This window comes from Streptomyces sp. P9-A2, assembly GCF_036634175.1.
GTDB lineage: Bacteria > Actinomycetota > Actinomycetes > Streptomycetales > Streptomycetaceae > Streptomyces > Streptomyces pratens.
On sequence record NZ_JAZIFX010000001.1, the window covers coordinates 5709403 to 5734846 of the forward strand.

21 protein-coding genes and 2 riboswitches are annotated in these 25444 nt (G+C 71.0%); of the genes, 14 read left to right on the forward strand and 7 right to left on the reverse strand.

Features of this window, described 5'->3' with window-relative positions; translation table 11 throughout:
- Nucleotides 1-104: 104 nt before the first annotated feature.
- The 4 genes from V4Y04_RS26045 to V4Y04_RS26060 all read left to right on the forward strand — a co-directional run bounded on the left by V4Y04_RS26045 (nt 105) and on the right by V4Y04_RS26060 (nt 4161).
- A complete protein-coding gene (locus tag V4Y04_RS26045; RefSeq protein ID WP_332430751.1) occupies nt 105-1082 on the forward strand; it encodes an ABC transporter ATP-binding protein in 978 nt (325 codons plus the stop codon).
- Nucleotides 1083-1138: 56 nt separating this feature from the next.
- A complete protein-coding gene (locus tag V4Y04_RS26050) occupies nt 1139-1873 on the forward strand; it encodes an ABC transporter permease (RefSeq protein ID WP_443080206.1) in 735 nt (244 codons plus the stop codon).
- A 385-nt stretch (nt 1874-2258) separates the two neighbouring features.
- Entirely contained in the window at nt 2259-3524 is a 1266-nt protein-coding gene (locus V4Y04_RS26055; RefSeq protein WP_443080207.1) for a sensor histidine kinase, read from the forward strand.
- Complete coding sequence (locus tag V4Y04_RS26060; protein WP_332430752.1) at nt 3517-4161, forward strand: response regulator transcription factor; 645 nt, start codon at nt 3517-3519, stop codon at nt 4159-4161. The genes V4Y04_RS26055 and V4Y04_RS26060 overlap by 8 nt, the downstream gene beginning before the upstream one ends.
- Before the next feature lie 49 nt (nt 4162-4210).
- Here V4Y04_RS26060 and glgX read toward each other — a convergent pair whose 3' ends face one another.
- Nucleotides 4211-6499 (reverse strand): glycogen debranching protein GlgX, encoded by a 2289-nt coding sequence (glgX, locus tag V4Y04_RS26065; protein ID WP_332430753.1) that lies wholly within the window; start codon nt 6497-6499, stop codon nt 4211-4213.
- A gap of 444 nt (nt 6500-6943) precedes the next feature.
- Between glgX and V4Y04_RS26070 the strand changes: the two genes are divergently transcribed.
- The 4 genes from V4Y04_RS26070 (at nt 6944) to V4Y04_RS26085 (ending at nt 11439) form a co-directional block, all read left to right on the forward strand.
- The gene (locus V4Y04_RS26070) at nt 6944-8179 is read left to right on the forward strand and encodes a L,D-transpeptidase (protein WP_332430754.1); all 1236 of its coding nucleotides are present in this window, start codon (nt 6944-6946) and stop codon (nt 8177-8179) included.
- 202 nt (nt 8180-8381) lie between these two features.
- Nucleotides 8382-9629 (forward strand): L,D-transpeptidase, encoded by a 1248-nt coding sequence (locus tag V4Y04_RS26075; RefSeq protein WP_332430756.1) that lies wholly within the window; start codon nt 8382-8384, stop codon nt 9627-9629.
- A gap of 265 nt (nt 9630-9894) precedes the next feature.
- A complete protein-coding gene (locus V4Y04_RS26080; RefSeq protein WP_332430758.1) occupies nt 9895-10662 on the forward strand; it encodes an enoyl-CoA hydratase/isomerase family protein in 768 nt (255 codons plus the stop codon).
- Between the two features lie 273 nt (nt 10663-10935).
- On the forward strand, nt 10936-11439 hold the full coding sequence (locus V4Y04_RS26085) for an ATP-binding protein (RefSeq protein ID WP_332430759.1): 504 nt from the start codon (nt 10936-10938) through the stop codon (nt 11437-11439).
- Nucleotides 11440-11473: 34 nt separating this feature from the next.
- Here V4Y04_RS26085 and V4Y04_RS26090 read toward each other — a convergent pair whose 3' ends face one another.
- From V4Y04_RS26090 to gcvT, 6 genes are all read right to left on the reverse strand, one after another.
- Nucleotides 11474-12031, reverse strand: a complete 558-nt coding sequence (locus V4Y04_RS26090; protein ID WP_332430761.1) for a glycoside hydrolase family 25 protein — start codon at nt 12029-12031, stop codon at nt 11474-11476.
- 847 nt (nt 12032-12878) lie between these two features.
- A complete protein-coding gene (locus tag V4Y04_RS26095) occupies nt 12879-13289 on the reverse strand; it encodes a cold-shock protein (protein WP_332430762.1) in 411 nt (136 codons plus the stop codon).
- 121 nt (nt 13290-13410) lie between these two features.
- Nucleotides 13411-14778, reverse strand: coding sequence for an L-serine ammonia-lyase (locus V4Y04_RS26100; protein WP_332430763.1), 1368 nt, complete (start codon nt 14776-14778; stop codon nt 13411-13413).
- Nucleotides 14779-14965: 187 nt separating this feature from the next.
- Entirely contained in the window at nt 14966-16240 is a 1275-nt protein-coding gene (gene glyA, locus V4Y04_RS26105; protein WP_332430764.1) for a serine hydroxymethyltransferase, read from the reverse strand.
- 15 nt (nt 16241-16255) lie between these two features.
- Complete coding sequence (gene gcvH, locus V4Y04_RS26110; protein ID WP_332430765.1) at nt 16256-16633, reverse strand: glycine cleavage system protein GcvH; 378 nt, start codon at nt 16631-16633, stop codon at nt 16256-16258.
- Nucleotides 16634-16871: 238 nt separating this feature from the next.
- Complete coding sequence (gene gcvT, locus V4Y04_RS26115; RefSeq protein ID WP_332430766.1) at nt 16872-18038, reverse strand: glycine cleavage system aminomethyltransferase GcvT; 1167 nt, start codon at nt 18036-18038, stop codon at nt 16872-16874.
- Between the two features lie 35 nt (nt 18039-18073).
- Nucleotides 18074-18195, reverse strand: a riboswitch (glycine riboswitch).
- Nucleotides 18196-18296: riboswitch (glycine riboswitch) on the reverse strand.
- A 234-nt stretch (nt 18297-18530) separates the two neighbouring features.
- Between gcvT and V4Y04_RS26120 the strand changes: the two genes are divergently transcribed.
- From V4Y04_RS26120 to V4Y04_RS26145, 6 genes are all read left to right on the forward strand, one after another.
- A complete protein-coding gene (locus V4Y04_RS26120; RefSeq protein ID WP_332430767.1) occupies nt 18531-19199 on the forward strand; it encodes an AAA family ATPase in 669 nt (222 codons plus the stop codon).
- A gap of 324 nt (nt 19200-19523) precedes the next feature.
- Nucleotides 19524-20330, forward strand: coding sequence for an enhanced serine sensitivity protein SseB (locus V4Y04_RS26125; RefSeq protein WP_332430768.1), 807 nt, complete (start codon nt 19524-19526; stop codon nt 20328-20330).
- A gap of 190 nt (nt 20331-20520) precedes the next feature.
- Entirely contained in the window at nt 20521-21270 is a 750-nt protein-coding gene (locus tag V4Y04_RS26130) for an enhanced serine sensitivity protein SseB C-terminal domain-containing protein (protein ID WP_332433005.1), read from the forward strand.
- A gap of 429 nt (nt 21271-21699) precedes the next feature.
- Nucleotides 21700-23370, forward strand: coding sequence for an ABC transporter substrate-binding protein (locus V4Y04_RS26135; RefSeq protein ID WP_332430769.1), 1671 nt, complete (start codon nt 21700-21702; stop codon nt 23368-23370).
- Nucleotides 23371-23474: 104 nt separating this feature from the next.
- Nucleotides 23475-24479: an ABC transporter permease gene (locus tag V4Y04_RS26140; protein WP_332430770.1), complete on the forward strand. Its 1005-nt coding sequence runs from the start codon at nt 23475-23477 to the stop codon at nt 24477-24479.
- Nucleotide 24480: 1 nt separating this feature from the next.
- The gene (locus tag V4Y04_RS26145) at nt 24481-25440 is read left to right on the forward strand and encodes an ABC transporter permease (RefSeq protein WP_332430771.1); all 960 of its coding nucleotides are present in this window, start codon (nt 24481-24483) and stop codon (nt 25438-25440) included.
- Nucleotides 25441-25444: the final 4 nt, after the last annotated feature.

Consider the following 25444-nt stretch of genomic DNA (forward strand, 5'->3'; position numbering starts at 1 on the left):
CCCCTCTCCCTCGAAGTCGTACCACTCCATCGGCCGATCGGTTGATGCGGTGTCGAGCGCGTCGGCCGATGCGCGGGAAGCCCGCGCCCGGCGACGCTGATGCCATGCCTGTCATCGAAGTCACCGATCTGCGCAAGTCCTACGGGGGGCGGCCCGTCGTGGACGGTGTCTCCTTCGCCGTCGAGGAGGGCGAGATCTTCGGCGTCCTCGGCCCCAACGGCGCCGGCAAGACGACCACCGTCGAATGCGTCGAGGGCCTGCGCGTCCCCGACTCCGGCCGCGTCCGCGTCACCGGCCTCGACCCGGTCGCCGACCACGAACAGATCGCCCAGGTTCTCGGCGCCCAGCTCCAGCGCAGCGAACTCCAGGCCAAGCTCACCGTCCGCGAGGCCCTCGAGCTGTACACCGCGTTCTACCCGCGCCCCGTCGACTGGCGGCCCCTGGCCGAACGCCTCGGGCTCGCCCCGCACCTGGACAACCGCTTCGGCAAACTCTCCGGCGGGCAGAAACAACGCCTGTCGATCGCGCTCGCCCTCATCGGCGACCCCCGGATCGTCGTCCTCGACGAACTCACCACCGGACTGGACCCGCGCGCCCGCCGCGACACCTGGGAACTCATCGAGGACATCCGCGCGAACGGCGTCACCGTTCTGCTCGTCACGCACTTCATGGAGGAGGCCCAACGGCTCTGCGACCGGATCGCGGTGATCGACAAGGGCCGGGTGGCCGCCCTGGACACCCCGGCCGGTCTGATCCGCCGCTCGGCGGGCGCCACCGTCATCAGCTTCACGCCCTCCGCCCCCCTGGACGACCGCGACCTGAACGGCCTGCCCGCCCTCGTCTCGATCGAGCACCGGGACGGCCGCGTCACCCTGTCCGGCACGGACGAGACCGTCAACGCCGTCATCACCCTCCTCGCCCGCACCCGCGTCACCGCCCACCAGCTCCGGGTCACCGACGCCACCCTGGACGACGCGTTCCTGGACCTGACGGAGGAGAACGGCGGGACCGGTCCGACGGGCGCGACCCAGCGGGCGAACACCACCGACCGCCCCGACACCACCGAGGAGGTACCGGCGTGACCAGCCCCGTCCCCCGCGCAGCAGCCCCCCGCGCCGCCGTCCTGAACGCCGCCGTCCTGAACGCCGCCGTCCTGCGGACCGAGATCCGCCTCTTCCGTCGTGAACCCGGCGGAATCTTCTGGATCCTGCTGTTCCCCACCCTTCTGCTGGTGATCCTCGGCTCCATCCCCTCCTTCCGGGAGGCCGACCCGTCCTTCGGCGGGCTGCGCCCGGTGGACGCGTACGTCCCGGTCGCCGTGCTGCTCGGCCTGATCGTCGGCGGGGTGCAGGGCATGCCTCAGACCCTCACCGCCTACCGAGAGCACGGCATCCTGCGCCGGATGGCCACCACCCCCGTACGGGCCACCGCGCTGCTCGGCGCGCAGATGCTGGTGTACGGCGGGGCCGCCCTGCTCTCGGCGCTGCTCTCGCTCGCCGTCGGCCGGATCGCCTTCGACGTACCGCTGCCGCGTCAGCCCTTCGGCTACCTCCTCGCGCTGCTCCTGGCCGTGGCCGCCGCCCTCGCCCTGGGCGCCGTGCTCTCCGCGTTGTCCCGCACGGCGAAGATCGCGGGAGCGGTGGGCTCCGCCGCGCTGTTCCCGGCGATGTTCTGCGCGGGTGTGTGGCTGCCGGTGCAGGCCATGCCGGACCTGCTCGCCGACATCGTCGGCTGGACCCCGTTCGGCGCCGCCGCCGAAGCCCTGAACCAGGCCGCCGCCGGTGACTGGCCCGGCCGGCTCCACCTGGCCGTCCTGGCGGCCTGGACGGTGCTGCTGACGGTCGCAGCGGCACGCTGGTTCCGCTGGGAGTGAGGGCGAGGGCCGGGGCTGAACGCGGGGGGTGAATATGCGGGCGAGCGCGGCGGGCGGCCCGGGACGGGTATCAGGACCGGTACCGGGACGGGCAGTGGGGCGTACGCCGGGGCCGGTGTCGGGGCGAGTGCGTACGAGACTGCCGTCATGACGGCCCCCGCAGGCTGGTCCGGTGGGAGTGTGCGGGCGAGTGCGGACACGAGCGTGCAGGCAGGCGTCGGGACGAGTAGGGGGACCGGCGTCGGGACGGGCAGGGGGCAAGCGTCGGGGCGGACGTCGGGGCGGACGCGGACGCGGATGAGAAGGGCGGTATGAGGTGGGCGGGGTGACCGCGGACGACACGACGGCCGACGACACGACGGCCGACGACATGACGGCCGACGACATGACGGCGAGCCGCACGACGACCGACGGCGTGGTCGAGCGGCGGTGGGCGATGTTCCACCGCTGGGGGCCGTACCTCCTGCTCGCCGCCGGCACCGTCCTCTCGCTGTCGGCCGCCGACGCGATCGGCATGACGGACGGTGAGCGCCGGCTGAGCGGTGTGCTGGTCGTCGTGGCCGTCGTCCTCCAACTGGCCTGGGGCAGGGCGGAACGCCGACGCCCCGGACCGACCACCGAGAGCGCCTGTTACTACGCCGCACGCTGGGCCGTCGGGTTCGCGCTCGCTTGGACGAACCCGCTGTTCGCCTTCTCCGCGGTCATCGGTTATTTCGGCGTCGCCCACCAACTCCCCAAACATCTGGTCAAGCCCGGCCTGCTCGCCACCGCGGTGACACTGGCGGGCTCGCAGGCGGGTGGGCTGCCCCCGGGCGACAGCCTGGGCTGGTCGCTCTTCGGTGCGATTCTCCTGGTCAACGCCCTGCTGGTGGCCCTCTTCGCCCACTTCGGCGAACTGGAGGAGGAGCGCGCCCGGACGCAGGCCGAGACCATCGCCGAACTGGAGCGCACCAACGCCGCGTTGCAGCAGGCCCTCGACGAGAACGCCGCCCTGCACACCCAACTCCTCGTCCAGGCAAGGGAGGCGGGTGTCGCCGACGAACGCCGACGGCTGGCCGCCGAGATCCACGACACCCTCGCCCAGGGTCTCATCGGCATCATCGCCCAGCTTCAGGTGGTGGCGGGCACGAGCGACCCCGACCTGGCCCGCGTCCACGCGGGCCGGGCCACCGACCTGGCCCGCGAGAGCCTCGGCGAGGCCCGCCGCTCCGTGCACAACCTCGCCCCGGTCGCCCTCGACGGGGACGGGCTGCCGCAGGCCCTGGAGAAGACGGTCGCCGAATGGGGCGAACGCACCCGCACTCGCGCCGACTTCACGGCCACCGGCACCGCCGAACCCCTGCACGAGGAAGTCGCGGCCACTCTGCTGCGGATCGTCCAGGAGGCCCTCTCCAACGCCTCCCGGCACGCCGCGGCCACCCGGGTCGGCGTCACGCTCTCCTACATCGGCGACGAGGTCACCCTCGACATCCGCGACGACGGCCGCGGCTTCGACCCACGCGTGCGCCCCGCCCGCACCGGCAGCGGCGGCTTCGGCCTCGACGGCATGCGCGCCCGCGCGGAACGTATCGCGGGCTCCCTCACCGTGGAGTCCGAACCCGGACACGGGACGGCGGTCTCGGCTCGCGTACCGTTGGTGCGCCATGACTGACGACCCGGCCATCTCCCTCCTCATCGTCGACGACCATCCCGTCGTACGGGACGGCCTGCGCGGCATGTTCGAGTCCGCGCCCGGTTTCCGCGTCCTCGGCGAGGCGGCGGACGGTGTCGGGGCGCTGGAGCGGGCCTCCGCCCTCGACCCGGACGTCGTCCTCATGGACCTGCGCATGCCGGGCGGTTCGGGCGTGGACGCCATCCGGGAACTGTCCCGCCGGGGCGCCCGCGCCAAGGTGCTCGTCCTCACCACCTACGACACCGACTCCGACACCCTGCCCGCGATCGAGGCGGGCGCGACCGGCTACCTGCTGAAGGACGCGCCGCGCGAGGAACTGTTCACGGCCGTACGGGCGGCGGCCGAGGGCCGTACGGTCCTCTCCCCGGCGGTGGTCTCCCGTCTGGTCTCCGCGGTCCGCGCCCCCGCCGCACCGCGGTCCGCGTCCCTGTCCGCGCGGGAACGCGAGGTCCTCGCCCTGGTCGCCAGGGGTACCTCCAACCGCGAGATCGCCCGCGAACTCTTCATCAGCGAGGCGACCGTGAAGACCCACCTCACCCACCTGTACGCCAAACTCGGCGTCAAGGACCGCGCCGCGGCCGTGGCGGTCGCCTACGAGCGCGGCATCCTCGGCTGAGCGCCAGGAGCCGGCCGGGTCAGGCCGCCGGGTACGGGCCCTTCGGCAGTCAGCCGACCGCCCGCAGCAGCAGCACCGTTCGTCCCGGCACCGTGATCGTCGTGTCCGCCGGGTGGGCCGTGTCCGGCGGCGACTCCTGGTCCTCCCGGCCGGTGTCGACGACCACCTCGTAGTTCCGGGCCCACGGAAGGCCCGGAAGGAGGACGTCCGCCGGTTCGTCACCGGCGTGGAGGATCGCGAGGAAGCTGTCGTCGAGGACGGGTTCCCCGTGTTCGTCCCGCTCCGGGACGTCCCGGCCGGAGAGGTACATGCCGAGGGTGGCGGTGGGCGCGTACCAGTCCTCCTCGGTCATCTCGGTGCCCCGCGCGGTGAACCAGGCCAGGTCGCGGAGTCCGTCCGGGGAGTGCGCGTGTCCGGAGTAGAAGGTCCGGCGGCGCAGCACCGGATGGCGGCGGCGCAGGGCGATCAGCCGGGACGTGAGGTCGAACAGGGCCCGCCAGTCCGGCCGGTCCAGCAGTTCCCAGTCCACCCAGCCGGTCTCGTTGTCCTGGCAGTAGGCGTTGTTGTTGCCGCGCTGGGTGCGCCCCATCTCGTCCCCGGCGACCAGCATCGGCACGCCCGTGGACAGCAGCAGCGTGGCCAGCAGGTTGCGCAGCTGCCGCCGCCGCAGGGCCAGGACGTCCTGGTCGCCGGTCTCGCCCTCGGCGCCGCAGTTCCAGGAGCGGTTGTCGTCCGTGCCGTCCCGGTTGCCCTCGCCGTTGGCCTCGTTGTGCTTGCGCTCGTACGACACGAGGTCGCGCAGGGTGAATCCGTCGTGCGCGGTGACGAAGTTGACCGAGGCGTACGGGCGCCGTCCGCCCCAGTCGTAGAGGTCACTGGAACCGGAGAGCCGGTAGCCGATCTCCCGCAGATCCGCGGCCCCGGGCCGCCAGAAATCCCGTACGGCGTCGCGGTACCGGTCGTTCCACTCCGACCACAGCGGCGGGAACGCCCCCACCCGGTAGCCGCCGGGGCCCACGTCCCACGGCTCGGCGATCAGTTTCACCCCGCGCAGCACCGGGTCCTGGGCGATCACCGAGAGGAAGGGGGCGCGCATGTCGACGTCGTCCCCGTCCGCGGTGCGGGCCAGCGCCGCCGCCAGGTCGAAGCGGAAGCCGTCGACGCCCATCTCGGTCACCCAGTAGCGCAGCGAGTCCGTGATCAGGCGCAGCACCTGCGGCTGGACGACGTCCAGGGTGTTGCCGCAGCCGGTGTAGTCGGCGTACCGGCGGGCGTCGGCCCGGAGCCGGTAGTGGCCGCGGTTGTCGACGCCCTTCAGGGACAGGGTGGGCCCCAGTTCGTTCGCCTCGGCGGTGTGGTTGTAGACCACGTCGAGGACGACCTCGATGCCCGCCGCGTGCAGCGCGCGCACCATCCGCTTGAACTCGCCGACCTGCTGCCCGCCCGTCCCGGAGGACGCGTAGCCCGCGTGCGGGGCGAACCAGCCGACGGAGTTGTAGCCCCAGTGGTTGCGCAGCCCCCGCCGCAGCAGATGGTCCTCGTGCGCGAACTGGTGCACCGGCAGCAGTTCCACGGCCGTCACCCCGAGCCGCACCAGATGCTCGATCGCGGCGGGATGAGCCAGCCCGGCGTACGTACCGCGCAGTTCCCCGGGGATGCCGGGGTGCCGCTGCGTGAAGCCCTTGACGTGGAGTTCGTACAGGACCGTGTCCGCCCACGGCGTCCCGGGCCGGCGGTCGTCGGCCCGGTCGTCGTCATCGTGGACGACGACGCCCTTCGGCACGTACGGGGCGGAGTCCCGGTCGTCGCGCACGGTGTCCGCGACATGCTGCTCCGGCCAGTCCCGGACATGCCCGTACACCTGGGGCGGCAGGCCGGACGTGCCGTAGTCGCCGTCCACCGCGCGGGCGTACGGGTCTAGCAGCAGCTTCGCCGGGTTCCAGCGGGCGCCGGTCCACGGATCCCAGCGGCCGTGCACCCGGTAGCCGTAGCGCGTGCCGGGCAGGACGCCCGGCACGAAGCCGTGCCAGACCCCCTCCGTCAGCTCGGTGAGCCGGGCGCGGCTCTCCCCGCCGCGCTCGTCGAACAGGCACAGTTCGACGCCCTCGGCACCCCCCGCCCACAGGGCGAAGCCGGTCCCCGCCACCCCGTCCGGGCCGGTGCGGAAGTGGGCGCCGAGTGGGGCGGCCGGGCCGGGCCGCACCGGCACCGTCGCCGGTGGTGGCGCGGCCGCCCGCACGCCGTTCACGGCGACGGCCGGGCGCCCGTCGCCGGCGACCCGGTTCCCGGCCACCGCCTCCCGCCCGGCCACCGCCTCCTGCTCGGCTGCGCTGGACACCTGTCAGCCTCCCGCGGCTCATCATGGGACGACGGCGGGCAGGGGAGTGCGGCCGCCCAGTCCCCTGGGCGTTCCTCGGCTCCGGCCGCGGCTCCCCGGCGCGTCGTCCTCCCCTCAGTTCTGCCCAGAGCATGCCGCGCACTCACGTTTCCCCGGGGAACGTCAGGGTGCGCCCCGACGTTTTCCGGGGCGCACCCTTGCGTGACCCCGGGGCGAGGGCGCGCACGTGTGTCCCTCCGGGGGCACACGCACGCGTCCCGCGGGGGCACACGCACGGCGTCCCGCAGGGGCCACGCACGCGTCCCGCAGGGGCCACGCGGGCGTCTCCCGCCGGGACATGCGCGCGTCCCTCCAGGGCGCAGGGGATACGGCCGGGTGGGGATGACCGTTCCCCGAGGGGACGCATGGTCGTTTCCCAGGGCGCGCACCGTCGTTGGGCAGCGCGTGAGTCACGTACAAGGGCGCGCACGGCGCGCGAGGGCCGCACTGGCTGCCGTAGTGACATGGGCAGGGCTGTTGGCCGGGGCCGTCGGCTGTACCTCGGACGGCCCCGTCGCGGGGGCGTTCGGCCCCCCGGGACCCGAGGAGGTGATCAAGGTCGTGCCCGCCGACGCGAGCAAGGAGGTGCGCCCCGGCCGGGTGCTGCGGGTGCGGGCGTCCGAGGGCCGGCTGGAGTCGGTGAAGGTCGTCCGGTCCCAGGACGCGAGGGAGGCCCCGGTCCCCGGCCGGATCTCCGCCGACGGGCAGAGCTGGAAACCCGACGACGAACGGCTCGCGCTGGCCGCGAAGTACACGGTCGACGCCGTCGCCCTGGACGACGACGGGCGCCGTTCTGCGCGCCGCACCACCTTCACGACGTACGTCCCCGAGCAGCGCTTCATCGGCTACGTCGCCCCGGAGGACCGTTCCGTCGTCGGCACGGGGATGATCGTCTCCCTGGCGTTCAACCGCGAGATCGTCCACCGCGCGGCGGTCGAACGCGCCGTACGCGTCACCTCCCGCCCGGCCGCAGACATCCGCCCGCACTGGTTCGGCAAGGAACGCCTCGACTTCCGGCCCGAGGAGTACTGGAAACCCGGCACCGAGGTCACCGTAGAGCTGGACCTGCGGGACGTCGAGGGCGCGCCCGGCGCCTACGGGCTCCAGCACCGCACGTTCTCGTTCACCGTCGGCCGCGGCCAGGTCTCGGTGGTCGACGCGTCCCGGCACACCATGGAGGTGCGACGGGACGGCGAGGTGCTCGCCACGGTGCCGGTCACGGCCGGGGCGCCGAAGACCCCCACGTACAACGGGAAGATGGTGATCACCGAGATGCTCGAGGTCACCCGGATGAACGGCGCGACCGTCGGCTTCACCGACGACGACGGCAAGGGCGAGTACGACATCCCCGACGTCCCGCACGCCATCCGCCTGACCCAGTCCGGCACCTTCCTGCACGGCAACTACTGGGCCGACGAGGACGTCTTCGGCGACACCAACGTCAGCCACGGGTGCGTGGGCCTGCGCGACGTGAAGGGCGGCGGCGCGGGCACCCCGGCCGGCTGGTTCTTCGACCGCAGTCTCGTCGGCGACGTCGTCGAGGTGGTCAACAGCAAGGACCGGACGGTCGCCCCGGACAACGGCCTCGGCGGCTGGAACATGTCCTGGGAGAAGTGGACGAAGGGCAGCGCCGTGAGGTGACCCCCGGCGCCCCCGGACGCCCTCACGCGCGGATGGCCGAAAGGGCTCTCCGGTTGTGCTCCGCGGGCCATTGAAGTTTGGAACGGAACGGTGACACACCGGCCGCCTCCAACCCTCCTGGCCTGTGGTTACTATGCGCCCAAGCGCGCGTGGGGCGTGCGGGGGCGTGGGTCGGACCAGGCCCGCCGAGGGGAGAAAACAAGTGAACGTGGGGCCGATATCGGGGGCGGCGGTCGACGCGCGGAGACGTGGCGGCAGGAAGCTCGCCGCGCTGGCACTCGGGGTGGTGCTGGCGGTCACGGCGTGCGGTGGCGGGGGGACCGGCTCGGGCTCCGGGTCCGGTGCGGACGACGGCAAGCCCAAGGACTCCACCGCGGCGCAGAGCAAGCAGTCCGAGGCGGTCATCGGCATAGCGCCCGAGGACGGTGCCGAGTCCGTGAAGACCAGCGGCGCGCTCAAGGTCGACGCGGCCAAGGGCAAGCTGACCGAGGTCGTCGTCAAGAACCCGGACGGCGAGAGGATCGACGGGGAGATATCCGGCGACGGCGCCCACTGGACGCCGTCGACCCACCTGGCCGCCTCCACCAAGTACACCGTGCACGCGGTCGCCAAGGACTCCGCCGGCCGCACCGCCGCCGAGGACTCCAGCTTCACCACGCTGACCCCGAAGAACACCTTCGTCGGCACCTTCACCCCCGAGGACGGCTCCAAGGTCGGCGTCGGAATGCCGTTCTCGCTCCGCTTCACCCGGGGCATCACCAACGCCGAGGACGTCGAGAAGGCCATCCGCATCACGACCGAGCCGGCCGTCGAGGTCGAGGGGCACTGGTTCGGCAACGACCGCCTCGACTTCCGGCCCGAGAAGTACTGGAAGCCCGGCACCAAGGTCACCGTCGACCTCAACCTCGACGGTGTCGAGGGCCGCGACGGCGTCTACGGCGAACAGGTCAAGACCGTCTCCTTCACCATCGGCCGCAGCCAGGTCTCCGTCGTCGACGCCAAGAAACACACCATGAAGGTCGAGCGGGACGGCGAGGTCATCAAGACCATCCCGATCACCGCCGGCGCCCCCGGCACCGAGACGTGGAACGGCAAGATGGTCGTCAGCGAGCGGCTCAAGGTCACCCGCATGAACGGCGAGACGGTCGGGTTCGGCGGCGAGTACGACATCAAGGACGTCCCGCACGCCATGCGCCTGAGCACGTCGGGGACCTTCATCCACGGCAACTACTGGGGCGGCGGCGCCTTCGGCAACTACAACGCCAGCCACGGCTGCATCGGCCTGCGCGACACCCGCGGCGGCTGGGACAAGAAGGCACCGGGCGCCTGGTTCTTCGAGAACACCATGATCGGCGACGTGGTCGTCGTGAAGAACTCCAACGACGCCACCATCGCCCCGGACAACGGCCTCAACGGCTGGAACATGTCCTGGGAGAAGTGGAAGGCGTAACCGCACGACCCGCACGACCCGCGGGAGACGGTACGAGGTACGCGGCCCCGGTGTGAGGTACGGCACCGGGGCCGTAGTCGTTGGTCACCGTGCTGTGTCTGCCCGGGGGCGACCCCCGGTCCCCCGGCCGAGTGTGAGCGACCGCACCGGCCCCATTGCCGTTGGTCACCGTGCTGTGTCTGCCCGGGGGCGACCCCCGGTCCCCCGGCCGAGTGTGAGCGACCGCACCGGCCCCATTGCCGTTAGTCACCGTTAACCTGCTGTCATGACCGTACATCTCGAAGTCGCCGAGGGCGTCGGCACGCTGCGCCTGGACCGCCCGCCCATGAACGCGCTGGACGTCGCCACGCAGGACCGGCTGAAGGAACTCGCCGAGGAGATCACACGCCGCGAGGACGTGCGCGCCGTGGTGATCTTCGGCGGCGAGAAGGTGTTCGCGGCGGGCGCGGACATCAAGGAGATGCAGGCCATGGACCACACCGCGATGGTCCTGCGCGCCCGCGCCCTGCAGGACTCCTTCACTGCGGTGGCGCGCATCCCCAAGCCGGTGGTGGCAGCGGTGACCGGTTACGCGCTGGGCGGCGGCTGCGAGCTCGCGCTCTGTGCGGACTTCCGTATCGCCGGGGAGAACGCCAAGCTGGGCCAGCCCGAGATCCTGCTCGGACTGATCCCGGGGGCCGGCGGCACTCAGCGCCTGGCCCGGCTGATCGGCCCGTCCAGGGCGAAGGACCTGATCTTCACGGGCCGTCAGGTGAAGGCCGACGAGGCGCTGGCGCTGGGCCTGGTGGACCGTGTGGTGCCCGCCGCCGAGGTCTACGAACAGGCTTACGCGTGGGCCGCGAAGCTCGCCAAGGGTCCCGCGATCGCCCTGCGCGCGGCCAAGGAGGCGGTCGACACCGGTCTGGAGACCGACATCGACACCGGCCTCGCCGTCGAGCGCAACTGGTTCGCGGGCCTGTTCGCCACCGAGGACCGCGAACGGGGGATGCGCAGCTTCGTGGAGGACGGCCCCGGCAAGGCGAAGTTCCTCTGAACCTCCCTTTCGGGGCTTGCAATTGACGCGATGTCTGATTGGGGTCCCTCGATGGGGCGGTTTATGGGAGCCTTAACGCACCCTTAAGCCTGCCGTGTCGAGGGAGTCCGTCGATTGCCGCACAGCGAGCCGTTTCCGCAGGCCGCGCGGGCCGTCGGTACTCCCCGAGCATCGGGGGCATATGTCGGCGGACTGCCTCGCGGAGGGGGCGTACGGGGGGCGCATTCCGACGGAGCGGCCCCGGACGTCCCGCCGGGTGCCCATGATGGGGGCATGGCGGGGCTGGATGGCAGGGAACAGCCGCGGGGAGACGGACGTGCGACCGCGTCGCGCTGGTCGCCGACGGTCGAGGACGAACACGCCCAGAAGGTACTGGAGTTGTTCGGTGATCCGTCACAGGCGGAGGTGCCGCTGCCGTCCCGCCCGGAGTCCGCGGCCACCGCCCGCCGGCTCACCCAGGTCGTGGTCCTGCGCCATTGGGGCCTCGGGGCGGCGATCACCGAGGACGCCGTGCTCCTCGTCTCCGAGCTCGTCGGCAACGCGGTGCGCCACACCGGCGCCCGCGTCTTCGGCCTCCGGCTGCGCCGCCGCCCCCGCTGGATCCGCGTAGAGGTCCGTGACCCGTCCCGCAGCCTGCCCTGCCTCATGCCGGTCCAGGAACTGGACGTCAGCGGCCGCGGCCTCTTCCTCGTCGACACCCTCGCCGACCGCTGGGGCGTCGATCTCCTGCCCCGGGGCAAGACGACCTGGTTCGACATGCGCATCACCGATCGCTGAGCCGCCCTGCTCCTGGCCCCGCGGGCGGTTGCTCTCAGGCGCCGCCCGCCCACTTCTCGAGGGCGGCGCGGTCGGGGAAGTCGGCGACGTTCGTGTCCAGAGGGTCATCGGTGTACTGGTGGAAGCGCCACTCGGCCTCGATACGGGGTGTGCCCTCGCTGACGTAGTCGGCGATCCACAGACCGTCGCCCGCGTAGGACGTCGTGTCGACGTTCAGCCAGAAGTCCCGGTTGCAGTACAGGATCACCCGGTGGTCCGGGCGCAGCTCCTTGACCTTCCGGATGAACTCGTCCTTCTCCGTGTTGCTCGCGCGAGTGCCCTCGCCGGTCGTCTCCCAGTCGACGGCCAGGATGTCGCCCTGCCGCTCGGGTGTCTCGGAGACGAAGTACTCCGCCTGTGCCGTCAGGTCGCCCGGCCACAGGAAGTGGTAGAAGCCGACGACCAGTCCGGCCTCGCGGGCGCGTTCCGTCTGGGCCGACAGCTTGGGGCTGACGTACGAACTGCCCTCCGTCGCCTTGACGAAGACGAAGGACAACCCGTCCGTGGCGTAGGACGAGGACTGGTACGAACTCACATCGATGCCGCGCAGCATGGGGCCTCCCTGAAGTGCTGGTGGGGGGAAGGAGAGCCGGAGAGGATGGAGGGGGCGGTGAGGTCGGTGAGGTCGGTGAGGTCGAACGGATGCTTCCTCTTGTGCATCACTGCCCCACCGTGACACGGGACGCCCGCGAATATGGTGCACACATCAACTTCTCACCATTGTGGGGGACCGGCGGCCCGACCTCACACACCACACCGGTACCCAGAGCACCTCCGATGTCTTCTGCCCGTCATGTACTGGTTACCTGGCACGAGTGAACTACCCCAAGGGCGAAGTGGGTTGACGCACATCGGTGCCCGGGACACAGCGCCTCCGGGCGTTGAGCAGAACCTGCTGGGGGGACCGGCGAACTGCGCGCCGGCCCGGGGCGCGGCGGACCACACCGAACTGCGGCCCCTGGACGTCGCCGACGCGGGGGCGGCCTCAAGGTCGGCGACAGCGGGCTGCGACCGCTCGAACAGGTACGGCTTTTGATGGTGCGACCGGGACCATGGCCACCGGAGCTCGACGCCGTGGCGGCCGCGGTGGCGGTGGCGCGGCGGTTGTGGCGCGCGGCGTCCGAGGACTTCGCGAACGCCGTCCCGGCACCGAACGCGGCCTGGGCACGGGACACGGTCATCGGCCTGGTGCTGCCTTCGGAGGAGTATCCGGTACCGACGGACTCCCGGTACGCGGCGGAGGAGGACCGCGCCGCGGTGCGCCGGATCACCCACGAGCTGCTGAGGGCGGGAGCGGGCCCCCGTGCGGTCGTCCGTCTGGCGGCTCGGCACCGGCGCGACCTGGACTCGCGTCCAGGTACTGACCCGACCGCGCCGGGGCCCGGTTCACCGAGCCCGGCTCACCCGTCGCACCAGCCGTGGGTCTTGCCGAACTGCAGCAGCCCGCGGCGCGCCTGGAGGATCTGTTCGCCGGTCAGTGTCGGCGCGGCGGACAGCAGGACCTCCGTGACCTCTGTGAGGTACTCCTCGGCGGTGAGCACGTCGCACAGCGGGTCCTCGCCGTCCACCGGCTGCCTGCCTCCGCCGGCGGACGACACCGGGCCCGCGCCCTGGGCCAGGCGCACGCCCGTGGCCTTCAGTCCCCGGTCGCCCTCCTCGATCTCGAACTCCACGGTGACCCCGGGACGCAACTGGTGCTCCGGAATCCGTACGTCGTTGACGTGGAGGAAGACGTCCTCCCCGCCGTGCTCCGGAGCGATGAACCCGTAACCCCGTACGGCGTCGAACCGCACCACACGACCAGCAACCATGGTTTCCAACCCCCAACAGAACACCGGACCCCGGGCCCGGACCCCATGTCCGGAACGGAACCCGACCAGCCAGGCCAACATACGCCGTCCGTCGTGCCCCGTCCCCTCAGCACCCGATCCCTCAGCACTCGATGATGTTCACCGCGAGCCCGCCCCGCGCGGTCTCCTTGTACTTGACGGACATGTCGGCGCCGGTCTCCTTCATGGTCTTGATGACCTTGTCCAGGGACACCTTGTGCGAGCCGTCGCCGCGCATCGCCATCCGCGCGGCGGTGACCGCCTTCACCGCGGCCATGCCGTTGCGCTCGATGCACGGGATCTGGACCAGGCCGCCGACCGGGTCGCAGGTCAGGCCGAGGTTGTGCTCCATGCCGATCTCGGCGGCGTTCTCGACCTGCTCCGGTGAGCCGCCCATCACCTCGGCGAGGGCGCCCGCCGCCATCGAGCAGGCGGAGCCGACCTCGCCCTGGCAGCCGACCTCGGCGCCGGAGATGGACGCGTTCTCCTTGAACAGCATGCCGATCGCACCGGCCGCCAGCAGAAAGCGGACCACGCCGTCCTCGTCGGCACCGGGGACGAAGTTCATGTAGTAGTGCAGGACGGCGGGGATGATGCCGGCCGCGCCGTTGGTCGGGGCGGTGACGACCCGGCCGCCTCCGGCGTTCTCCTCGTTCACGGCCATCGCGTAGAGCGTGATCCACTCCATGGAGAGGGCCTTCGCATCGCCCTCCGCGCGCAGCTTGCGTGCCGTGTTCGCGGCGCGCCGGCGCACCTTCAGGCCGCCCGGCAGGATGCCCTCGCGGGACATGCCGCGCGCCACGCACGCCTGCATCACCCGCCAGATCTCCAGCAGGCCTTCGCGGATCTCCTCCTCGGTCCGCCAGGCGCGCTCGTTCTCCAGCATCAGCGCGGAGATGGACAGGCCCGTCTCCCGGGTCAGGCGCAGCAGCTCGTCGCCCGTGCGGAACGGGTACTTCAGGACGGTGTCGTTGAGTTTGATGCGGTCCGCGCCCACGGCCTCCTCGTCGACGACGAAGCCGCCGCCCACCGAGTAGTACGTTTTCGCCAGCACCTCGCTACCGGAGGCGTCGTACGCCCACAGGGTCATGCCGTTCGCGTGGTACGTGAGCGCCTTGCGGCGGTGCAGCACCAGGTCGTCGTCGAAGGAGAACGCGATCTCGTGCGTGTCGAGCAGCCTCAGCCGGCCCGAGTCCTTGATCTTCTCCACCCGTTCGTCGGCGGTCTCCACGTCCACCGTGCGGGGCGAGTCGCCCTCCAGGCCGAGCAGCACCGCCTTGGGCGTGCCGTGCCCGTGGCCGGTGGCGCCGAGCGAGCCGTACAGCTCCGCGCGGACCGAGGCGACCGAGTCCAGCAGCTCCTCGTTGAGCAGCCGCCGGGCGAACATGCGGGCGGCCCGCATCGGGCCGACCGTGTGCGAGCTGGACGGCCCGATGCCGATCGAGAACAGGTCGAAGACCGAGAGGGCCACGGAAGGACTCCTAGGGGTTCGGCGGACGCCGCTGTCCGCCGGGGGGTGGTTCGCGGTGGTACGGATGCGGGGAACGGGACGGTGTTCACAGGGGGTGTTCACAGGGGGCGCACGACACGGGGCATCGCGCCCACTGACCCAGTGTGCGCGATGCCCCGGACGGTCGTACGAATCAAAGCGTACGAAATTACTTCAGACCGGGGTACAGCGGATGCTTCTCCGCGAGGGCCGTCACCCGGGCCCGGAGCGCCTCGGCGTCGGCGGCCCCGAAGGGGGAGGGCGCCTTCAGCGCCTCGGCGATCACGTCCGCCACCTCGGCGAAGTCCTCGGCGTCGAAGCCGCGGGTGGCCAGGGCGGGCGTGCCGATCCGCAGACCCGAGGTGACCATCGGCGGCCGCGGGTCGTTCGGTACCGCGTTGCGGTTGACGGTGATACCGACTTCGTGGAGCCGGTCCTCCGCCTGCTGCCCGTCCAGCTCGGACGCGCGCAGGTCGACCAGGACCAGGTGCACGTCCGTACCGCCGGAGAGCACGTCCACGCCCACCGCCTTGGCGTCGTCCTTCATCAGGCGTTCGGCCAGGATGCGGGCGCCCTCCAGGGTGCGGCGCTGGCGGTCCTTGAACTCCTCGGACGCGGCGACCTTGAAAGCCACCGCCTTGGCCGCGACCACATGCTCCAGCGGGCCGCCCTGCTGGCCGGGGAAGACCGCGGAGTTGATCTTCTTGGCCAGCTCGGCCGTGGAGAGGATCACACCGCCGCGCGGGCCGCCGAGCGTCTTGTGCGTGGTCGTGGTGACGACGTGGGCGTGCGGGACCGGGTTCGGGTGCAGACCCGCCGCGACCAGACCGGCGAAGTGCGCCATGTCGACCATCAGGTACGCGCCGACCTCGTCCGCGATCCGGCGGAACTCGGCGAAGTCCAGCTGCCGCGGGTACGCCGACCAGCCGGCGACGATCAGCTTCGGCCTGCTCTCCTTGGCCAGCCGCTCGACCTCGGCCATGTCGACCCGGCCGTCGTCGCCGACGTGGTAGGCGACCACGTCGTAGAGCTTGCCCGAGAAGTTGATCTTCATGCCGTGGGTCAGGTGCCCGCCGTGCGCGAGGTTCAGGCCCATGATCGTGTCACCGGGCTTGAGCAGCGCGAACATCGCGGCGGCGTTGGCCTGCGCGCCCGAGTGCGGCTGCACGTTGGCGTGCTCGGCGCCGAACAGCTCCTTGACCCGGTCGATGGCGATCTGCTCGATCACGTCGACGTGCTCGCAGCCGCCGTAGTAGCGGCGGCCGGGGTAGCCCTCGGCGTACTTGTTGGTGAGGACCGTGCCCTGGGCCTCCATGACCGCGACCGGGGCGAAGTTCTCCGAGGCGATCATCTCGAGGGTGGACTGCTGGCGGTGGAGTTCGGCGTCGATCGCCGCGGCGACGTCCGGGTCGAGCTCGTGCAGCGGGGTGTTCAGATGCGACATGGGACTACGGCCTCCTCAGCCCTGGATGAAGGCGTCGTACTCGGCGGCGGAAAGCAGGTCGGCCGGCTCGTCGGTGACCCGCACCTTGAACAGCCAGCCGCCCTCGAAGGGGGCCGAGTTCACCAGCGAGGGGTCGCTGACCACGTCCTCGTTGATCTCGGTGACCTCGCCGGTGACCGGGCAGTACAGGTCGCTGACCGACTTGGTCGACTCCAGTTCGCCACAGGTCTCGCCCGCGGTCACGGTGTCACCGACCTCGGGGAGCTGGACGAACACGACGTCGCCGAGCGCGTTGGCCGCGTGCTCGGTGATGCCGATGGTCGACGCACCGTCCTCGGCGGCCGACAGCCACTCGTGTTCCTTGCTGTAACGCAGCTGCTGGGGGTTGCTCATGACCTGGATTCTCCTGTACGCGGGGGACTTGCTGATGACTCGGAAACTACGGGAAGTACGGGACATGCGCGTGAGCGGGCACGACCTGCCCCGCTCACCCGTGCGGGGCCCTGGGGAGACCTTGGAAGCCCTTGGAAGCCCTTGGGCGGCCCTGGGAGGCCCTTGCGCCGACGTGCGAGGGCCTGGGAAGCCGTCCCGAGAGGCGTTCCGCGGCCGTCTGCGGCCGTCTGCGACGGTGCTACTTCTGCCGCTTGTAGAACGGCAGCGCCACGACCTCGTAAGGCTCGTGGCTGCCGCGGATGTCCACACCCACGCCCGCCGTGCCCGGCGCCGCGTACGCCACATCGACGTACGCCATCGCGATCGGCCGGCCCAGCGTCGGGGAGGGCGCGCCGGAGGTGACCTCGCCGATCACCTCGCCGCCGACGACCACCGCGTACCCGGCGCGCGGGACCCGGCGGCCCTCGGCGATCAGGCCGACCAGGGCGCGGGGCGGGGTCCGCTCGGCGCGGGCGGCGGCCTCGGTCAGAGCGGCGCGGCCCACGAAGTCGCCCTCCTTCTCGAACTTCACCACCCGGCCGAACCCGGCGTCGAACGGTGTCAGGGAGGCGCTCAGCTCATTGCCGTACAGCGGCATGCCGGCCTCCAGCCGCAGCGTGTCCCGGCAGGACAGTCCGCACGGGATCAGGCCGACGCCCTCGCCCGCCTTCGTCAGCGCCTGCCACAGCTCCACCGCGTGCTCCGGCTTCACGAACAGCTCGAAACCGTCCTCGCCGGTGTAGCCGGTCCGGGCGATGAGGGCGGGGACGCCCGCGACCGTGCCGGGCTGCCCGGCGTAGTACTTCATGCCCTCGACGTCGGTGTCGGCGTCGGTGAGGGACCGCAGGATGCCGGAGGACCCGGGGCCCTGCACCGCGAGCAGCGCGTACGCGTCGCGGTCGTCACGGACCTCGGTGTCGAAGCCGGCCGACCGCTCCACGAGCGCGTCCAGCACCACCTGGGCGTTGGAGGCGTTCGCGACGACCAGGTAGCGGGGGGATCCGGCGTGCGGGGACCCGGCCTCGGCCCCTGCCCCGGTGTCGTCGAGCCGGTAGACGATCAGGTCGTCCAGGATGCCGCCGTCCTCGCCGCAGATCATGGTGTAGCGGGCGCGGCCGGGCTTGACGGTCCCGATGTTGCCGACCAGCGCGTGGTCGAGGAACCGGGACGCCTGCGGGCCGGTGACGGTGATCTCGCCCATGTGGGAGAGGTCGAAGAGGCCGGCCCCCGTCCGCACGGCGTTGTGCTCGTCGCGTTCGGAGCCGTAGCGCAGGGGCATGTCCCAGCCGGCGAAATCGGTCATCGTGGCACCGAGCGAACGATGCAGGGCGTCGAGCGCGGTCCGGCGGAGTTCGGTACTGCTCATCGGTCGGTCTCCCAGGGCAGGACAGGCGAGGTCTTTCCTCCCCATCTGTCATCGGAACCTGAGAGGTTCGCCATGACCGCCCGCACAGGGGACGACCACGGCTTGCACCTTGGGTGGGGCACCGGCGACTCGCGCGGGGCCCGCTTTTCAGATGTGCCTCGCCCACGCGGTAACGGTGCCTGAGAGATTCAAGGGAGGGACTTGCTCCTTCGGCGCCCCGGCGGCAACTGGTGCCGGGGACTCTCCCGCGCGGATTCGAACGGCCGGTATGCAGTTGGCGCGTTCATCATTGCACGCATCACGGGGCCGCGGCAGGGGGACCCTTCTGGAAGGAGCGCAGGGTATTCGGGTGCTCACGCACGGCTGTGACGGGTCTGTATCGGGAAAGGGACGGAAAGCAGAGGCGTCCGGCGTTACCGTCTCTTTACACTCGGCGGGGAGCGGCTCCGGTACCTGGGCACAGAGCCGGACACCCCCAGGGGAGGACTCACGGTGAACAAGGCCACGGCGTACGCCGCCACCACGGGCGTCGCGCTGCCCGAGCTGCAGGCCTCCCCGGCCGGGGAGGCGTGCGGCATGCTGCCCGCGCCTGTCGTCCGCGACCTGCGCGAGCGCGCCGGCCGCAGCCCGCACGCCCTGCTCTTCGGCCCCCGTGACCTCGTCGTGGTCACCGGACTGCCCGGCAGCGGCAAGTCCACCCTCATGCGGCGCGCGGCGCGCGGCACCCGTATCGACTCGCAGGACACCCGCGACCGCTGGGACCGCGGCATGCCACGCCTCCTGCCGTACGCGGTGTACCGGCCCCTGGTCCGCCTCGCCCACTACGCCGGACTGCGGCGCGCCCTGCGCGCCGGCGAGGGAGTCGTCGTCCACGACTGCGGCACGCAGGCCTGGGTGCGCCGCTGGCTGGCCCGCGAGGCCCGCCGCCGGGGCGCGGACCTGCATCTGCTGCTGCTCGACGTCCCCCCGGAGCAGGCCCTGGACGGCCAGCGCGAGCGCGGCCGCGGAGTCTCCCGGTACGCCTTCCGGCGTCACCGCACCGCCATCGACCGGCTGCTGACGTCCGTGATGCGAGGTGACCTGCCCGCGGGCTGCGGCTCGGCCGTCCTGGCCGACCGCGACGCGGCGAACGCGCTGCACCGCATCGACTTCACGGACTGACGACCGCCCGGGCGGCGACGGTACGAGCCGACCGCGTGCGGACCGGCGTGCGGACCGGCGTCCGTGTCGGCCGACCGCCGGGAGGGTCGGGCGGCGTGCCGGCCGGCCGCTGTGCCGGCCGCTGTGCCGGCCGAGCGCCGCGGGAGGCTGCCGCCCACGAACCGGTGGCTGTGCCGACCGGGCGCCCACGGGCTGACTGCCGCGGGGACCGACCGCCGGTACGGCCCGCCTTCGTCCGGCCCGATCGCCGCACAGGCCGACCGCAGGGCGCGGCAGCGGTTAGCCTTTCAGCCACAGCAGCGGTTCCAGGCAGGCGGTAGGCAGATGGACTTCCCGGCGGGCTTCTCCGCGGACTTCCCGGCACAGACTCACCCCCATCCGCACGGCGGATGGCCCGGCAACGAGTTGGAGGAGGTGCTCTCGGCCTCCCTCGGCGTCCCCTCGGCCGACGGCCGGATCGTCGAGGTACTGGGCCGGAGCTATCTGTGGGTGCCCCTGCCCAACGGCGGTGGGCCGGACAGCGGCCCGCTGGACCTGCCCACGATGGAGATCGAGGGCCAGGCGTACGTCCCGGTCTTCAGCTCCGAGGAACAGTTCCGTCAGGTCGTCGGCTCCCACCTGTCGTTCACCGTCGCGCCCGCGGTGGAGTTCGCGCGCGGTCTGCCACCGCAGGCCGGGATCGCCGTGAACCCCGGGGGAGTGGTCGGCGTCCCGCTGCCGCCACCCGCCGTCGCCGCCCTGTGCCGTGCCGGACGCGGACCGCTGGACGGCCCCATGAGCGGCGGCCGGGTCAAGCTGTTCGAACCCGACTGGCAGGACGACCCGGTGGGCTTCCTCGCCGCCGCCGCCACGGAGTTCGAGGCCCTCGGCGTCGTCTCCACCGCCCGCCGCTGCCTCGCCGAGATCGAGACGGCCGAACCGGTGCTGTTCGTCGGCGTCGAACTGTCCCCCGTCGAACTGGCCCGTGCGGAGGGCGACCTGCGGGCCGCGCCGATGGACGCGCTGGGCCGCGCGCTGGGCCGCGAGCCGGTGAAGTGGCCCGTCAACCTGGTTCTTCTGGACGTGGCCCAGGACCCGGTCGGCCAGTGGATGCGCGACCGCGTCCGCCCCTTCTACCAGTGGGCGCGGTGAGGGGGAGGCGGCCGGCCGAGGTGAGGGGGACGCGGCGCCGCCGGAGGCCGGCCGCGGACCGGCGGAGCTCCCCGGAGCCGAGAGGCGCTTAAGCTAGGTTCATCGGTTCGGGCGAGGGTGTTGTACGGGTGGTACGGAGGGGCGATACAAAGTGAGCGCAGGCACCGCGGCGGCCGGGCAGGTCGAGCACATGCTGCGCCAGGTGACACCGGGGCGTTACGACGCCTACGAGGCGTTGCTGCGCGCGCTCGCGACCCCCTCCTCCGGTCATGTCTGGATGCTGCTGTGGCAGGGCCAAGCGGGTTCCCCGGACGCCCAGTACGGGAACATGGAGGTCGACGGCTTCGACTACGCGCCCTGCGTGACCTCGGCCCAGGAACTGTCCGCCAGTGGCTGGAACCGGTCCTACGAGGTCGTCGACGGCATCGAGGCCGCCCGCGCCCTCTATCCCGACCGCTACGGACTCTGGCTCAATCCGCACGCCCCCGGCGGCGGCCTCGGCATCCCCTGGCTCGATCTGCGCAGACTCGCCACCGGCCTCGACCGCCAGCCCGCAGGGCCCCTGCGGCTGTCCGAACCCGCCATCGAGATCCCGCAGTTCTACGCCCTGCTCGCGCAGAACGCGCACCGCACCCCCACCGTCCGCTCGCTGCGCCGCGCCTGGGTGCAGCCGGCGCTGGGCGCCCCGTACCTCGCCATCGGCCTGGACGTGTACGACACGTCGCCACCGGCCGTGGACGCGGTGCGCGCCATGATGCAGCAGTCGCTCGGCGCGGTCCCGGACGGGCTCCCGGTGTCGACCGTCGCGATGTCCGACGAGCACGATCCGGTCGCGATGTGGCTGCGCGCCAATGCCCGCCCCTTCTACGACCGCGAGGCCCACGGCGCCGTCGTGCCCCCCGCCGCGGGCTCCGGCCATCCGCCCGCGCACCAGCGCTGACCGGGGCGTATACGGGGGAGACGGGTGCGGTCGGTGCCCGGCCGCACCTTCATGTGCTGACTCAGCGTGACGGTGTCCACGGAGTGGACAGGAGTGCCGGCGGAGAGAGCCCACGCCCTCGCCGAGCGCCGGGTTTATGACAGGTTTTCAGCCATGTGCGCTCAGCTATCACCGGTCGACCGCCCGTCACCTGCGGTTTTACCCGTTCTTCACGCCGTCCGAAGCTTCCCGGAGGGGAGTGGAGGGGGACTCGAATGTCTCGAGGCGGTTAATTCCTGACGGAGGGACGCCTGAAGCGTCCCATATGTCAACTGTTCAGATCTCAGGTAGGTATCACCGGTATCCGGACTGTTCTCGACTCGCTGTGAACATCTGTAGTGTTCGGCCGGTCAAGATGCATCCACATAGCGGACCCGGAGTGGCCCCAATATGCGCATATCCAAGTCCCGAGGCGCTCGGGCGATCACGGCCGCGGTGGCGGTCGCTCTGATCGCCACGGGCTGCTCCAGCGAACGGGACAGTGACAACAAGAGCGACGGCAAGAAGGACACCTTCGTCTTCGCCGGCGCCGGTGACCCTGGCTCTCTGGACCCTGCCCTCGCGAGCGACGGTGAAACCTTCCGCGTGACGCGTCAGGCGTTCGAGGCTCTCATCGAGCACGAGTCCGGCGGCAGCGAAATGGTCGGCGGCCTCGCCGACAAGTGGTCGAGCAACGACGAGGGCACCGTCTGGACCTTCGACCTCCGCAAGAACGTGAAGTTCCACGACGGCGAGGCGTTCAACGCCGCGGCCGTCTGCGCCAACTACGACCACTGGTTCAACTGGACGGGCACCTACCAGTCCAGCGCGGTCTCCTACTACTGGCAGACCATCATGGGCGGCTTCGCGAAGAACGAGGACAAGGAAACGCCCGAGGCGAACTACAAGTCCTGCACCGCGAAGGACGAGAACACCGCCGTCATCGAGGTCAAGGAGCCCTCCGCCAACCTCCCCGGCGGCTTCTCCCTGAACGCCCTGGCGATCCACTCGCCGAAGGCGATCGAGGAGTACAAGAAGCAGGACGCCTCCGCCAAGGGCGACGCCATCACGTACCCCAAGTACAGCCAGGAGGCCGGCACGGTCGCCGGTACCGGCCCGTACAAGATCACGAAGTGGAACAAGGGCAACAAGGAAGTCTCCCTTGAGCGCTTCGACGGCTACTGGGGCGAGAAGGCGAAGATCAAGAACCTGGTCTTCCGTACGATCTCCGATGAGCAGACGCGCCGTCAGGCGCTCCAGGCCGGTGACATCGACGGCTACGACCTGGTCGCGCCGGCCGACGTCAAGACCCTCGAGGACCAGGGTTACGGCGTCCCGACGCGTGGCGTCTTCAACCTCTTCTACGTGGGCATGAGCCAGGAGGCCAACCCCGCGCTGAAGAAGAAGGAAGTCCGCCAGGCCATCGCGCACTCGATCGACCGGGAGAACCTGGTCAAGACCCAGCTGCCCGAGGGCGGCAAGGTCGCCGACCAGTTCATGCCCGACACGATCGAGGGCTACTCCAAGGACGTCAAGCAGTACGCGTACGACACGGGCGAGGCCAAGAAGCTCCTCAAGAAGGCCGGCCAGGAGAAGCTGAAGGTCGACTTCTGCTACCCGACCGAGGTCACCCGCCCGTACATGCCTGCCCCGCAGGACCTGTTCGAGCTGATGAAGGACGACCTGGAGAAGTCCGGCATCACGGTCACGCCGAAGGCGATGAAGTGGGCCCCGGACTACCTGGACGCCACCGAGGCGGGCTCCTGCGACCTGCACATGCTCGGCTGGACCGGTGACTTCAACGACGGCTTCAACTTCATCGGCACCTGGTTCTCCGGGTACGACAAGCAGTGGGGCTTCAAGGACAAGAAGGTCTTCGACGCCGTGAACGCCGGCTCCAAGCTCGGCAAGCACGACGAGCGCATCGCCGCGTACAAGAACGCCAACGAGGTCGTCATGGAGTACCTGCCGGGTGTCCCGGTCTCGTCCTCCCCGCCGGCCATCGCCTTCGGCAAGAACGTGAACCCGCCGAACGTCTCCCCGCTGACGCAGGAAGTCTTCTCCGAGGCTTCTTTCAAGTAAGCGAGCAGTAGCCACCCAAGCACAAAGGGTCCGCCCGGCCGTCGAAACTCACGGCCGGGCGGGGCCATTCATGGAACACATCACGTAAGAAAGGGGCATGCGGGGTGCTGCGTCTCGTCGTACGAAGACTGCTCCAGCTCATACCCACGCTGCTCGGCCTGTCGGTACTGCTCTTTCTGTGGCTCGACCGGCTGCCCGGCGGACCCGCCTCAGCGATCCTGGGGGAGAAGGCCACCGAGGCCGAAGTAATCCGCATCAACCGCGCACTCGGGCTGGACCAGCCCGTCTACGTCCAGTACTGGCGCTTCCTTAAGCGCATCGCCGAACTCGACCTGGGCACCTCCACCCAGACCGGACAGCCGGTGTGGGACGAGTTCGTCCTGCGCTTCCCCGCGACCGTGGAGCTGTCCCTCCTCGCGATCCTCCTCGCCGTGGCCATCGGTATCCCGCTCGGTTACTTCGCCGCCCGCAACCGCGGTGGCTGGCTCGACGTCACCGCGGTCTCCGGCTCGCTCGTCGGCATCTGCATCCCGGTCTTCTTCCTCGCCCTGATCCTCAAGAGCGTCTTCGCCGTCCAGCTCGGGCTCTTCCCCGTCTCCGGACGCCAGGAAACCGGCATCGACGCCACGAGCGTGACCGGCTTCGCCGTCCTGGACGGCATCCTCACCGGGGAGTTGGACGCCGCCGGGAACGCGCTCCATCACCTGATCCTGCCCTCCATCGCCCTGGCGTCCATCCCGCTCGCGGTCATCGTGCGCATGACCCGCGCCAGCGTCCTCGAGGTGCAGGACGAGGACTACGTCCGCACCGCCGAGGCCAAGGGCCTCAAACGGAGCGTCGTCCGCGGCCGGCACGTGCTGCGCAACGCGATGCTCCCCGTGGTGACCGCGGTCGGCCTCCTCACGGGCTCCCTGCTGTCCGGCGCGGTCCTGACCGAGTCGGTGTTCGACTTCGGCGGCATCGGCTCCTTCATCCGGACCGCGATCGACGGCCGCGACTACCCCGTGCTCGTCGGGTTCATCATGTTCATCGCGATGGTGTACGTCCTGATCAACCTGCTGGTGGACGTGGCGTACAGCCTCATCGACCCGAGAGTGCGGGTGCACTAGCGTGAGCGTCGCAACCAAGACCGAAAAGATCCAGCGCCTCGCGGAACTGACCGCGACCAAGGAGACCAGCACCGGCGCCAGCCTGTGGCGGGAAGCCTTCCGCCGTCTCCGGCGCAGCAAGATGGCGATCATCGGCGCGGCCGTCATCGCCCTGTTCGTCCTCGTCGCGATCGTCGGGCCCTACCTCACCCCGTACGCCCCGACGGCCCAGACCTGGCGGGGCGAGGTCTTCCCCAACCGGGGCGAGTTCGTCGGCCCGCGCGGCGAGAACTGGTTCGGAATCGACCACCTCGGCCGGGACCTGTTCTCCCGCATACTGGTCGGCGCCCGCCAGACGCTGCTCGTCGGCGTCGTCGCCACGCTCATCGGCCTGATCATCGGCTTCCTGATCGGCGGCCTCTCCGGAGCCGCCGCCACCCTCGGCGGCGACGCCGGAAAGCGCGTCGACTCCGTCATCATGCGCTTCATCGACATGATGCTGGCGATGCCCTCGCTGCTGCTGGCCGTCTCCATCGCCGCCGTCATGGGCCAGTCACTGACCACCGTGATGATCGCCGTGGGTGTCGTCCAGATACCGGTGTTCGCCCGGCTGCTGCGCGGCTCCATGCTGGCGCAGGGCGGCGCGGACTACGTGCTCGCGGCCAAGTCCCTGGGCGTGCGCAAGCGGCGCATCGTGGTCTCGCAGATCATCCCCAACTCGCTCAGCCCGGTGATCGTGCAGGCCACGCTCTCCCTGGCCACCGCGATCATCGAGGCCTCCGCCCTGTCCTACCTGGGCCTGGGCAACCCCGACCCGGCCATCCCCGAGTGGGGCGTCATGCTCGCCCAGGCACAGCGCTTCTTCGACAACGCGCCGATGATGTCGGTCTACCCTGCCGTCGGCATCGTCATCACCGCCCTCGGCTTCACCCTCCTCGGCGAGGCCATGCGGGAAGCCCTCGACCCGAAGCTGAGAGGCTGAACCA

Coding starts and splice junctions, on each gene's coding strand:
- glyA (WP_332430764.1), bottom strand. CDS start 16,240: ATGTCGCATCTGAACACCCCGCTGCACGAGCTCGACCCGGACGTCGCC.
- V4Y04_RS26090 (WP_332430761.1), bottom strand. CDS start 12,031: ATGCTGCGCGGCATCGATGTGAGTTCGTACCAGTCCTCGTCCTACGCC.
- V4Y04_RS26045 (WP_332430751.1), top strand. CDS start 105: ATGCCTGTCATCGAAGTCACCGATCTGCGCAAGTCCTACGGGGGGCGG.
- V4Y04_RS26060 (WP_332430752.1), top strand. CDS start 3,517: ATGACTGACGACCCGGCCATCTCCCTCCTCATCGTCGACGACCATCCC.
- V4Y04_RS26125 (WP_332430768.1), top strand. CDS start 19,524: ATGGACTTCCCGGCGGGCTTCTCCGCGGACTTCCCGGCACAGACTCAC.
- V4Y04_RS26135 (WP_332430769.1), top strand. CDS start 21,700: ATGCGCATATCCAAGTCCCGAGGCGCTCGGGCGATCACGGCCGCGGTG.
- V4Y04_RS26080 (WP_332430758.1), top strand. CDS start 9,895: ATGACCGTACATCTCGAAGTCGCCGAGGGCGTCGGCACGCTGCGCCTG.
- V4Y04_RS26095 (WP_332430762.1), bottom strand. CDS start 13,289: ATGGTTGCTGGTCGTGTGGTGCGGTTCGACGCCGTACGGGGTTACGGG.
- gcvT (WP_332430766.1), bottom strand. CDS start 18,038: ATGAGCAGTACCGAACTCCGCCGGACCGCGCTCGACGCCCTGCATCGT.
- V4Y04_RS26130 (WP_332433005.1), top strand. CDS start 20,521: ATGCTGCGCCAGGTGACACCGGGGCGTTACGACGCCTACGAGGCGTTG.
- V4Y04_RS26055 (WP_443080207.1), top strand. CDS start 2,259: ATGACGGCGAGCCGCACGACGACCGACGGCGTGGTCGAGCGGCGGTGG.
- gcvH (WP_332430765.1), bottom strand. CDS start 16,633: ATGAGCAACCCCCAGCAGCTGCGTTACAGCAAGGAACACGAGTGGCTG.
- V4Y04_RS26085 (WP_332430759.1), top strand. CDS start 10,936: ATGGCGGGGCTGGATGGCAGGGAACAGCCGCGGGGAGACGGACGTGCG.